This window comes from Providencia sp. PROV252 (genome assembly GCF_033676005.1).
GTDB classification, from domain to species: Bacteria; Pseudomonadota; Gammaproteobacteria; order Enterobacterales; family Enterobacteriaceae; genus Providencia; species Providencia vermicola.
On record NZ_CP096294.1, the window covers coordinates 2,467,261 to 2,480,132 of the forward strand.

Here is a 12,872-nt window from a genome sequence, read left to right on the forward strand (position 1 = left end):
TTAAATATACGATATTCTGCAAAATGCAGATTATTAACATCATATAAGGTTATTTAAAGCCGCATTAGATATTAAACCCTAACAAAGAAAACTAATAAGAATGTTATGCTTGTTTTTGGTGTTGCGGTTTACAGAATATAGAATTTCCTGCTATAAATAAGGCATGCAAAAAGATACTGTGTATTGAACTACGTTATACCCATCCAACGTTTTCGACCTCTTATCTGCACCCAATAAATATGATTGGCTCATTATTTTGAGTAAATGCTTGTTACCCTGAATTTATATCATCGTGAATATTTTCAGGTATTTTAGAAGGATAGTATTATGACATCGCAAACAACCAGCCAGCCCTCGGCACGACCGTTGGGCAAAGAAGATTATAAAACCTTAGGCTTGTCCTCTTTAGGCGGCACACTGGAATTTTATGATTTCGTTATTTTCGTCTTCTACGCGAAAATTATTTCTCAGCTCTTTTTCCCTGGGGATAATGAATTTCTCGCGCTAATGGCGACACTTGGCTTGTTTGCAGCGGGTTACCTTGCTCGCCCACTTGGCGGCATTATTATGGCTCACTTTGGTGACAAAATTGGCCGTAAAAAAATGTTCACCTTGAGTATTTTCTTGATGGCATTTCCAACATTCGTGATTGGTTTCTTGCCAACATTTGAAACCATTGGTGCCGCAGCGCCACTGTTATTATTGTTAATGCGCATCATGCAAGGTGCCGCTATCGGTGGTGAAATGCCAGGGGCATGGGTATTTATCGCGGAGCATACGCCAAAACAGCGTTACGGCTTAGGTGTTGGCACATTAACGTCAGGGATCACTGGTGGTATCTTATTAGGTTCCATCGTGGCTATCATTATCGAGCGCACTTACACGACTGCTGAAGTCCATGACTTCGCATGGCGTATTCCGTTTATCTTGGGCGGTATCTTTGGCTTTATCTCTGTGTATTTACGTCGTTTCTTGCAAGAAACACCTATTTTTAGGGAGCTAGCTGCGAAGAAAGCGTTATCTCAAGAATTACCTGTAAAAACGGTCATTAAATCCCATAAGCAAGCCTGTATGATCACTGCAGCGCTGACATGGTCATTATCAACGGCGATTGTTGTGACGATTTTGATGACACCTGATGTGGTTTTAAAAGGCATCTACAATATTGACCGTAATATTGCGTTACAAGCCAACTGTGCTGCCACATTAACCCTGACGTTAGGCTGTATTTTTTGGGGCTGGTTAGGGGATAAAACAGGTACTCGTACTTCTATGACCTTGTCATGGGGCGGATTAGCAGTCACAGCGATTTATTTTTATTCGTCTTTATCAACGGATATTGCCGCCAACACCTTAATTTTTAACTATGGCTTGATGGGCTTCTTTGTCGGTGCGATTGCAACAACGCCAATTATCAGCACGCGTGCATTCCCACCTGAAATTCGTTATTCAGGTTTATCATTCGCTTATAACGTTGCCTACGCCATCTTTGGTGGTTTAACACCAATTTTAACAGGCGCATGGTTGCAACAATCTCACATGGCGCCTGCGTATTATGTGGCAGGCGTGTCATTGTTAGCCGTTGCCGTTGCCTTCATTCCTCTTTCTTGGAAGGGGTGGACGGTCAATAACAATAAAAATGATGAGCGTGTACCTGTCTTAAATTCCGAAGCAACAAATTAATAAAATATAAACTTAAATGGCCCCTCATATTCTTAATAAACAGGGGCCTCTTTATGCTAACTCCTCTGACCGTAAAAAAGCTTATCTAGTGATCTTACAAAATTATGTTGATCTTGAGCGATAACTGTATCACCGCTAGCAATGCTACTCATTAGTGAAATAATTTCATCTAGATATACTCGAGTATCATCTTTACTTAATTCTTTCTTATTATGATTGAATTCGCTTCTCTTGATCAGACTATCTAGATAGCCCTGTCGTTGTTCGTACTCTTTATTTTTTGCAATAAACAATTCTGTATCTAGCGTATTTGCACCTTCATTGTTTATCTTCTTAGATAAGCCTTTTATCTCAGTCTTTAATTGCATGACCTCACTCAATAATGCCTCTAAATGATTATGGCCTTTATATGGTATATTAGATGTAAGTCCCTTCACTTCATTCTCAATATATATTATATCTGCAATCAATTGATCTGAAGTCTTTTTCAGTTGCTTATTACTTTTAATTATCAATAATAAACGCTCTTTCTCATATGGTTCCATTATAGATATTGGTGCATATCTGTTATTGGTTATTTTTGTATAATCCTCAACTAATGACGTTTTATCATCTGAAAAATCAAAATATAAATCGTGTTTAGTTCTTTCTTTATCGTATGCACAGCAAACTTGATTTCGAATTACCCTGATAAAATCTTTTGCATGAAGCAAGGTGAACTTAAAGTTATTTAAATTACCGCAATAGTCTTTTTTGATATCAAAAATCAAATCATAATAATCTGAGTTATTTTTATATTTAACATCCCCCTGTGCGCCTAACACTGAGAAATTCGCCAAATATCCATCTACTCTTAACGCGTAAGATGCTAGCTTATCTTCAAGAAGATTAATTTTTCCATCGAGATTTAATAACTTATTTTCTATTTCCATAAGTTTATTAATATAATTTTTTCTTTTCGAATCGACTGAATAGTTCATAAATTTAACCTTGTTATTCGTTACCCATTAGCCTTCTTCCATCCAAAACAGAGGCTACTATCAATGAATTACTAAAATATCAATGCCATAAATAGCATACCAAAACATCCATTACATAATTAATGGCTATATTATTATTTTAAGTAACCGTTTGAATTTGCATCTCTGTGTTATCGGTAATATTCTTTTCAGTTATTTTCCATTTTAATAAGTTAGTTTTATACGTAAAACCTAACAATGGTACATATCGACCAGCACTTAAACTTTATGCGTTTTAAACCGCATAAACTAATTTTTTATTTATATAATTTTGAATAATTCATTTTTAAATGACGTTGAAAAAGCCATAACCGACGGAATATAAAAACAAAAAAACAGTACTCACCTCGGCTTGGAGATATTCCGAAATGTATCATCCTTCCTTTACATCAAACCACTAGTTAGTGGTACGTACATAAATTGACACTTATTCATAATTCCTCCATTTTTCTTTGTGCCTATCAGGCTAAACTATTAGTATGTGTAACTGACTCTTTTCAGTTAGTTTTTTGCCTCACAGCCAGACTAATTTTATCCACTCTTTTGAGTTAAGCGAATGACCAAAAATGAATAAGCAAAATCGCCGCAAATCTTTTACTCGCTCTGCTATTTTTGTTGCCATCATTGTGGCCGCTGGAGCGACTTGGTATTTTTACAATCAAGAAAAAACCGCAGATACGCCTAACTCAAGCGCGGTTGCCAAACCCAATTCACAACGCAGTGCAATGGGCCGCCCTCCTCGCGTTTTAGCACCAGTACAATTTGCTGTCGCTGAACAAAAAGTGGTTCCACGGTTTTTATCGGGCTTAGGAACGGTCCAAGCCGCTAATGTGGTGACAGTAACCAGCCGCGTTGAAGGGCAATTGATGAAGCTCTATTTTACTGAAGGGCAATACGTCAATGCAGGGGATTTGCTCGCACAAATCGACCCTCGCCCATTTGAGGTACAATTAGCCCAAGCTGAAGGCCAACTCGCAAAAGACAAGGCAACACTCGCCAATGCTCAACTGGATTTAGCCCGTTACCAAAAATTAGCGGGTACAAAAGTCATTTCACAACAAGAACTGGATAACCAACGTGCATTAGTATTACAAGCTCAAGGCAGTATTAAAGTCGATCAAGCCGCTGTCGACAGTGCTAAGTTGCAATTAACTTACAGCAAAATCACAGCCCCTATTTCTGGACGTGTAGGTTTAAAACAAGTCGATGTGGGTAATTTTGTCTCGTCGGGAACATCAACACCGATTGTTGTGATCACCCAAACGCAGCCCGCAGATGTATTGTTTGCCTTACCTGAAGGGGATATCCCCGCAATCCAGCAAGCCCAAGCGAACAGTAAAAATGTCCTGATTGAAGCTTGGGATCGTAATAACATTGCCCTGATTGCTCGTGGCGAACTGCTCAGTACCGATAACCAAATTGATGCGGCAACAGGCACATTGAAAATTAAAGCACGCTTCACCAATGAGGAACAAAAATTGTTCCCGAACCAATTTGTGAATGTGAAGATGCAAGTCGAAACCCTACAAGATGCTGTAGTTATCCCCACCGCAGCCTTACAAATGGGTAATGAAGGCCATTATGTCTGGGTTCTCAGTGAAGATAACAAAGTGAGCAAGCATACCGTCACTGTAGGGATGCAAGATAGCCAACAGGTAGTGATTGAAAGTGGTTTAGCCGCCAACACAAAAGTGATTACAGACGGTGTAGATAAGCTCACCGATGGTACAACAGTTGAAGTCGTTACCCCTGAAAGCTTAGCGAAAAAAGACAAAGAACCCCGTAAAGGTCAACCGACTCGTGCGGAGAAAGCATAATGCGGCCTGAAATGTTAAAAGGTGGCGGCCCATCTCGCCTATTTATCTTGCGCCCAGTTGCAACAACCTTATTCATGGTGGCTATATTACTGGCAGGGATTATTGGCTATCGCTTCTTACCCGTTTCCGCTTTACCTGAGGTCGATTACCCCACCATTCAGGTCGTGACGCTGTATCCTGGCGCAAGTCCTGATGTCATGACCTCCGCAGTTACAGCCCCTCTGGAAACCCAATTCGGGCAGATGTCAGGCTTAAAGCAGATGTCATCCCAGAGCTCAGGTGGCGCGTCTGTGATCACTTTGATGTTCCAGCTTTCATTGCCGTTAGAGGTTGCTGAACAAGAAGTACAAGCCGCGATTAATTCCGCCAGCAGTCTATTGCCATCGGATTTACCTTACCCCCCCATCTATAACAAAGTGAATCCTGCAGACCCGCCTGTTTTAACGTTAGCGGTGACATCCGATGCCATGCCGTTGACACAAGTACAAGATATTATTGAAACGCGGATCGCACAAAAAATCTCCCAAGTTAATGGTGTGGGTTTAGTGACACTCGCTGGCGGTCAACGCCCTGCTGTGCGGGTGAATCTTAACCCTCAAGCGATGGCAGCCAAAGGGCTGGACAGCGAAACTATTCGTGTCGCGATTAATAATGCCAACGTCAATTCTGCTAAAGGGAGTTTTGACGGCCCAACTCGCGCGGTGACCCTTTCCGCCAATGACCAAATGAAATCCCTCGATGATTACCGTAAGTTAATTGTTGCATTCCAAAATGGTGCACCTGTTCGCCTTGGCGACATTGCAACCGTCAAAGAAGGTGCTGAAAATGCATATCTCGGGGCATGGGCAAACAACGAACAAGCGATCGTGATTAACGTTCAGCGCCAACCTGGTGCGAACGTAATTGAAACCACGGATACTATTCGTACATTATTACCTGAACTTATTGAGAGCCTCCCTAAATCCGTTAATGTCGATATTTTAACGGACAGAACCAGCACCATCCGCGCTTCAGTCAATGATGTGCAATTTGAGTTGATGTTAGCCATCGCGCTGGTTGTCATGGTCATTTATCTCTTTTTACGCAACGGGATTGCCACGTTAATTCCAGGTATCGCAGTGCCACTTTCCCTGGTTGGCACCTTTGCGGTGATGTATTTTTGCGGATTCTCCGTGAATAACCTAACATTAATGGCGCTAACCATCGCTACAGGCTTTGTCGTGGACGATGCCATTGTCGTGATCGAAAATATCTCCCGCTATTTAGAACAAGGGGATAAACCGCTGGTTGCGGCATTAAAAGGCGCGGGGGAAATTGGTTTTACCATCATATCCCTAACCTTCTCTCTTGTTGCTGTGTTAATTCCGCTGTTATTTATGGGGGATATTGTTGGCCGCTTATTCCGTGAATTTGCCATTACCCTTGCTGTTGCCATTTTGATTTCAGCGGTGGTATCCCTCACGCTCACCCCAATGATGTGTGCGCGGTTATTAAAACCAGAATCGCAGCATAAACATAACCGTTTTGAGTTAGCATGTGAGCGATTCTTTGACCGCATGGTGGCAGGTTATGCCATTTGGCTGAAGCGAATTTTAAACCACCAGTGGCTCACGCTGTCCGTTGCGCTTGGTACTATGGTACTCACCGTCTTGTTATATATGTGGATCCCAAAAGGCTTCTTCCCATTACAAGACAGCGGCATTATTCAAGGCTCCATTGAAAGTCGGCAATCCATTTCGTTTTCTGCGATGGCACAAAAGCAGCAAGAAGTCGCGAACAAGCTCCTCGCCGACCCTGCCGTTGATAACGTCACCACCTACGTCGGCGTCGATGGCACAAACGCAACACTGAATAATGCGCGCCTTCAGATTACCTTAAAACCCCTTGATGAGCGTGAAGATCGCGTCGTTGCTATTATTGCTCGTCTGCAACAATCCGTAGATAACATTGCGGGAGTGAATTTATACCTACAACCAATGCAAGATTTAACCATTGATACGCAAGTGGCTCGTACTCAATATCAATTCACCTTGCAAGCAAGTACTCTTGATGAGTTATCGACTTGGGTGCCTAAGTTGATGAGTGAGTTAGAGCAGCAACCTGAGTTAACGGATGTGAGTAGTGATTGGCAAAATAAAGGGTTAGTCGCTTATGTGAATGTTAACCGCGATACAGCAAGCCGTTTTGGCATTACCATGTCATCCATCGATAACGCGCTGTACAATGCCTTTGGTCAGCGCATGATTTCAACCATTTATACCCAATCGAATCAATATCGCGTCATTTTAGAGCATGATACGCAAACCCGCGATGGTATGGATGCCCTGAACGATATTCGCTTAAAAGGTACCGATGGCGCCATAGTGCCACTCAGTACCTTAGTGAACATTCAAGAAGGCTATGGCCCATTGGCGATTAATCATCTTGATCAATTCCCTGCTGTGACATTCTCATTTAATGTGGCCGATGGCGCATCCTTAGAATCCGCAGTCAATGCGGTTAAGCACGCGGAATCACAAATTTCGATGCCAAAATCCATTACTACGCAATTCCAAGGCGCGACGTTAGCCTTTGAAGCTGCATTAAGCAGCACCATTTGGCTAATCGCAGCCGCGATTGTGGCGATGTACATCGTGCTAGGTATTTTATATGAGAGCTTTATTCACCCCATTACCATTCTTTCGACCTTACCCACGGCGGGCGTAGGTGCACTGCTCGCCTTAATGATGGCAGGAAAAGACCTCGATGTTATCGCGGTAATAGGGATTATCTTATTGATTGGTATCGTGAAAAAGAACGCCATCATGATGATTGACTTTGCTCTAGCCGCAGAGCGAGAACAAGGCATGTCACCGTATGATGCCATCTATCAAGCTTGTTTATTACGTTTTCGCCCAATATTGATGACAACAATGGCTGCATTGCTAGGTGCATTGCCGTTAATGCTCAGTACGGGTGTAGGTGCCGAGTTGCGCCAACCGCTGGGGATTTGTATGGTAGGGGGCTTGATTATGAGCCAGATATTAACGTTATTCACGACCCCTGTGATTTATTTGTTATTTGACCGTTTGTCACATTACCTAAAAGCACGCCGTCAAATAAATAAGGCGCAGGTATCGTAATGAAACGCTTTTTCGCCCTGTTTATTAGCCGCCCCGTTGCCACCACACTGATTAGTGTAGCGATCACCTTGTGCGGTGCATTAAGTTTTCTCTTTTTACCTGTCGCGCCGCTTCCCCAAGTGGACTACCCTGTGATTAACGTGACAGCGTCACTTCCTGGCGCATCTCCTGAAACCATGGCATCTTCCGTTGCAACGCCTTTAGAGCGTTCATTAGGCAGCATAGCAGGGATCAGCGAGATGACTTCAAGCAGCGCACTGGGTCGCACCACAATCACCCTCGAATTTAATCTTGATAAAGATATCAATAACGCGGCGCGGGAAGTCCAAGCCGCCATTAATGCCGCCCAAACCCTGCTGCCTAGCGGTATGCCCAGTCGCCCACGCTACTACAAATCGAATCCATCCGATGCGCCAATCATGATTTTAACCATGACATCGCAGACCTTAGGAACAGGGGAAATTTATGATATCGCCTCGACACGCCTTGCCCAACGTATTGCACAAATTGAAGGCGTTAGTGAGGTTTCTGTAGGCGGTGGTTCACTTCCCGCAGTGCGTGTGGAATTAAACCCAACAGCGTTATTCAACCAAGGCGTATCCCTTGATGCCGTGCGCTCAGCCATCAGTAGCGCTAACGTGCGCCAACCCCAAGGCTACATTAACGATGACGAAAAACGGTATCAGGTACAAACCAACGATGAGTTAAAAAAAGCGGCAGATTACCGGCCAATTATTGTGCACTATAAGGCAGGCAACGCAGTTAAGCTCAGTGACGTTGCCAATGTCAAAGATTCTATTGAGAATGTCCGTGCAGCTGGAATGGCAGATGGCAAGCCCGCCATCTTGATTGTGATCCGCCGTGAGGCGGGTGCCAATATTATTGAAACCGTCAATCGCATACGGGCTGAAATCCCTGAATTTAGGGACATGATCCCTGCCGCCATTGACCTCAAAGTCGCACAAGATAGAACGCCAACCATTCGCGCTTCCCTTGCAGAAGTGGAACGTGCCCTGTTAATCGCCGTCGCATTGGTTATTTTGGTGGTACTGCTATTCCTACGTTCTGGACGTGCTACCTTAATTCCCGCTATTGCCGTACCTGTTTCGCTAATTGGTACTTTTACTGCCATGTATTTATGTGGCTTTAGTCTTAACAACTTATCATTGATGGCATTGACCGTTGCTACGGGCTTTGTGGTCGATGATGCAATTGTGGTTTTGGAGAATATTTCCCGTCATATTGAAAATGGCATGAAGCCCTTTATGGCTGCAGTCAAAGGGGTGCATGAAGTCGGCTTTACTGTCGTCTCCATGAGTATATCCTTGGTTGCAGTGTTTATCCCTCTCCTCTTGATGGATGGGCTGGTTGGTCGGCTTTTTCGTGAGTTTGCCATTACCCTTGCAACCGCAATTGGGATTTCATTAATTGTTTCCCTCACTCTGACCCCCATGATGTGCGCATATTTGCTTAAAAAGCGGGGAAGAAATAGTAAAGCCAAACACCGTGGCTTTGGTCGTATCTTACTGTGGGTTCAAGAACGCTATGGTATTGCACTAAACTGGGTGTTAAACCACCGCCGTAGCGTATTAGCGATTTTGTTTGCCACTATTGGGCTTAATGTTTATTTATATATTACTGTTCCTAAAGCATTTTTTCCTGAACAAGATACAGGTCGTGTATTGGGCTTTGTCCGTGCCGACCAAAGTATCTCGTTCCAATCAATGAAAGAAAAAATGACCCGTTTTATGGAACAGGTTAAAGAAGACCCCGCTATCGATAATGTAACGGGGTTTACGGGTGGCAGCCGCGTTAACAGTGGTTTTATGTATATCTCGCTGAAACCCCTTGGGGAGCGCACTGAAAACTCAGCTACCGTTATCAACCGGTTACGCGTCAAGCTTGCCAACGAGCCAGGGGCAAACTTGTTTATGATGCCAGTACAAGATATCCGTGTTGGCGGTCGCCAGGCAAATGCCAGCTACCAATTTACCTTGCTTGCTGATGAGCTTAATGCGCTAAGAGATTGGGAGCCCGCCATCCGTAAAGCATTAGGTGAGCTTCCACAATTAACGGATGTGAACTCTGATAAAGAAGACAAAGGCGCAGAAATGGCCATCACCTATGACAGAGACCTAATGGCACAATTAGGAATAGATGTACGTGAAGCCAACAGTTTACTGAATAACGCCTTTGGTCAGCGTCAAGTTTCGACGATTTATGAAGCCATGAACCAATATAAAGTGGTGATGGAAGTCGCGCCTGAATATACCCAAGATGTAAGCGCCCTTGATAACATGTTTGTAATTAACAAAACAGGGCAAGCAATCCCCCTTTCCTATTTTGCTCGCTGGCAACCTGCCAACGCGCCACTTAGTGTGAATCACCAAGGGTTATCAGCCGCGTCCACGATCGGTTTTAACGTGGCGGATGGCTATACGCTAAATGATGCAATGGTGGAAATTGAAAAAACAATGACAGCTCTTGGAGTGCCTTCTACTGTACGGGGGACTTTTGCAGGCACCGCGCAGGTTTTCCAAGAAACCTTGAAATCACAGCTATTTTTAATTTTAGCAGCTATCGTCACAGTCTATTTAGTGCTCGGTATTTTGTATGAAAGCTACATTCACCCACTGACAATTTTGTCCACCCTACCGTCTGCAGGGGTCGGTGCATTATTAGCCTTAGAATTATTTGATACGCCATTTAGTTTAATCGCCTTAATTGGCATTATGTTGCTCATTGGCATCGTGAAGAAAAACGCCATCATCATGGTGGACTTTGCTATTCAAGCACAACGAACTGCGGGTTTAACGGCTCGAGAAGCCATTTTTCGCGCCAGTTTATTGCGCTTTCGCCCCATTTTGATGACCACACTAGCAGCGATTTTCGGTGCTTTACCCTTAGTTTTAGGCAGTGGTGATGGTGCAGAATTACGCCAACCGCTGGGGATCACCATCGTTGGCGGTTTAATCATGAGCCAGCTGCTCACACTATTCACCACGCCAGTGGTCTATTTAAGCTTTGATAGCTTGAGGCAACGTTGGGCAAGCAAAAAGGCAGCGTCACGCCTTAAAACGGAGAAACACCATGAAGCTTAGGTTTAACAGTGTGAGTACCCGCTTGTTTCTGGCAATCTTCGCCACCTGCTTGCTGCTTGTGGTGATCATGCACCAAGGCGTACGCATGAGTTTTCAACACGGCTTTGTTGATTATATTAAAGAAAATGATCAACAGCGGGTGGAACAAGTCTCTGCCGCCCTTGCGGAGCAATATCAAGAAATGGGCAATTGGCGCTTTTTATTAGGTGATGAGCGGACTTTTTTCCGCATTTTGCGCGCTGTTGAGCACCAACAACATCGAGGCCCGATGCGCCAGCGATGGAGAACAATATTTTGGGTTTATGACACGCAAGATAGACTAATTTTTGGTAAGGACACCCCGCTGCCAAGCAAAGTAATCCGAGAGCCAATTATCACCGATGATGGCAACACCGTTGGTTGGCTTGTTGCCAGCTATGAAGATGGTATTAGCAGCGCGCTTGACCGTCGCTTTGACAGCAAACAACTGTATACTAGTTGGGTGATCGCAGGGCTTTCCCTGTTTGTGGCACTGATAGCCACTATTTTTCTGGCTCGGAGTTTTTTAAAACCCATCAAACGGTTACTCGAAGGCACGAATCAGTTAGCACGTGGTGACTTTACCACCCGTGTACCTGAAGAAGGCCGCGACGAACTTGGTCAATTAGCGAAAGATTTCAACCACCTCGCCTCTACCCTTGAAAAAAATGAGCAAATGCGCCGTGATTATATGGCAGATATTTCTCACGAGTTGCGCACGCCGCTATCCGTTTTACGCGGTGAATTAGAGGCGGTACAAGATGGCGTGCGCCAAGCAACACCCGAAACAATTAATTCCCTACTCAATGAAACTCACACGCTAATCAAATTGGTAAATGATTTACATCAACTATCGCTTTCTGACCGTGGTTCACTGATCTATCGCAAACACCCTATTGATATTATTCCCTTATTGGATATGGTCATCGGGCAATCTCGCTGGCGTATTGAAGACCAACAATTAACCGTTTCACGCCACTTTAGCGAACAAGCCATTGTATTTGCTGACCCAGACCGTATTAACCAATTATTCTATAATTTGATGGAAAATAGCCTTCGTTATACTGATTCAGGTGGGAAAATTGCCATTGATGTCACAGAGCAACACCATCAGCTGTCTATTGTTTGGCAAGATAGCGCCCCAGGTCTGAGCGCGCTGCAGTGCCAACATATTTTTGAGCGATTTTACCGTGCTGAAGGCTCCCGTAACCGCGCCAGTGGCGGCTCTGGTTTAGGGTTAGCCATTTGCTATAATATTGTTGAAGCGCATAATGGTTCTATCACCGCAGAGCCTTCATCCCTCGGCGGTGTCAAAATTACCATCACTTTACCGCTACAATTTCAGGAAAAAGGGATTTAACCATGGCAGAAAATCACAATGCACATGTTTTGATTGTGGAAGATGAGCCCAAGTTAGGCCAACTTTTGTTTGATTACTTGCAAGCAGCAAATTACCTCCCTACCTTATTAAGCCGTGGTGATGAGGTTATTCCTTATGTGCAAAATAACCACACTGACCTGATTTTATTAGATTTAATGCTGCCTGGCTTAGATGGATTATCGGTTTGCCGTGAATTACGCAAATTCAGTGATGTTCCCATTGTGATGGTGACGGCAAAAACGGAGGAAATCGACCGCTTATTAGGGCTAGAAATTGGTGCTGATGACTATATTTGTAAGCCGTTTAGCCCGCGGGAAGTGGTTGCTCGTGTTAAAACCATTTTACGCCGTTGCCAAGTTGCCAATGAGCCATCTCAATCCCATCATTCAACGCAATTGATTATTGACGAAAATGCGTTCCAAGTGCGCTATGGCACAAAATTACTTGAGCTCACCCCTGCTGAGTTTCGGTTGCTTAAATATCTTTCCGATAATGCAGGCACCGTGTTCTCCCGTGATCAACTCCTCGACATTCTCTACGATGACCATCGTGTCGTCACAGACCGCACAATCGACAGCCACGTAAAAAATTTACGCCGAAAACTAGAATCATTAGATAACGAAAAAACCTTTATTCGTTCAATTTATGGACTAGGTTATCGTTGGGATGATGTTTAAAGGCTAAATAGACGTACTTTTATTAAGGGATATTTGGTTTTTGGCGCAATTAGC

The 12,872-nt window shown here is 43.8% G+C and carries 7 protein-coding genes; 6 read left to right on the forward strand and 1 reads right to left on the reverse strand.

Annotation, left to right across the window (positions count from 1 at the left end):
• Positions 1-327: 327 nt before the first annotated feature.
• Positions 328-1,683 carry an MFS transporter gene (locus M1F05_RS11405; protein WP_206086508.1) on the forward strand — a complete coding sequence of 452 codons (1,356 nt, stop codon included), beginning with the start codon at positions 328-330 and terminating at the stop codon, positions 1,681-1,683.
• 56 nt (positions 1,684-1,739) lie between these two features.
• Here M1F05_RS11405 and M1F05_RS11410 read toward each other — a convergent pair whose 3' ends face one another.
• On the reverse strand, positions 1,740-2,663 hold the full coding sequence (locus M1F05_RS11410; protein ID WP_206086506.1) for a hypothetical protein: 924 nt from the start codon (positions 2,661-2,663) through the stop codon (positions 1,740-1,742).
• A gap of 605 nt (positions 2,664-3,268) precedes the next feature.
• On the opposite strand from M1F05_RS11410, the gene M1F05_RS11415 reads away from it, so the two are divergent.
• From M1F05_RS11415 to baeR, 5 genes are read left to right on the forward strand one after another with little or no spacing between them, the layout of a single operon-like run.
• Complete coding sequence (locus M1F05_RS11415) at positions 3,269-4,519, forward strand: MdtA/MuxA family multidrug efflux RND transporter periplasmic adaptor subunit (RefSeq protein WP_206086504.1); 1,251 nt, start codon at positions 3,269-3,271, stop codon at positions 4,517-4,519.
• Positions 4,519-7,641: an MdtB/MuxB family multidrug efflux RND transporter permease subunit gene (locus tag M1F05_RS11420; RefSeq protein WP_206086502.1), complete on the forward strand. Its 3,123-nt coding sequence runs from the start codon at positions 4,519-4,521 to the stop codon at positions 7,639-7,641. Before M1F05_RS11415 ends, M1F05_RS11420 begins: the two co-directional genes overlap by 1 nt.
• Positions 7,641-10,742: a multidrug efflux RND transporter permease subunit MdtC gene (mdtC, locus tag M1F05_RS11425; RefSeq protein WP_206086500.1), complete on the forward strand. Its 3,102-nt coding sequence runs from the start codon at positions 7,641-7,643 to the stop codon at positions 10,740-10,742. The genes M1F05_RS11420 and mdtC overlap by 1 nt, the downstream gene beginning before the upstream one ends.
• Positions 10,732-12,120, forward strand: a complete 1,389-nt coding sequence (gene baeS, locus M1F05_RS11430; RefSeq protein WP_206086498.1) for a two-component system sensor histidine kinase BaeS — start codon at positions 10,732-10,734, stop codon at positions 12,118-12,120. Before mdtC ends, baeS begins: the two co-directional genes overlap by 11 nt.
• Positions 12,121-12,122: 2 nt before the next feature.
• A complete protein-coding gene (baeR, locus tag M1F05_RS11435) occupies positions 12,123-12,818 on the forward strand; it encodes a two-component system response regulator BaeR (protein WP_206086496.1) in 696 nt (231 codons plus the stop codon).
• The last annotated feature ends 54 nt before the right edge of the window (positions 12,819-12,872 follow it).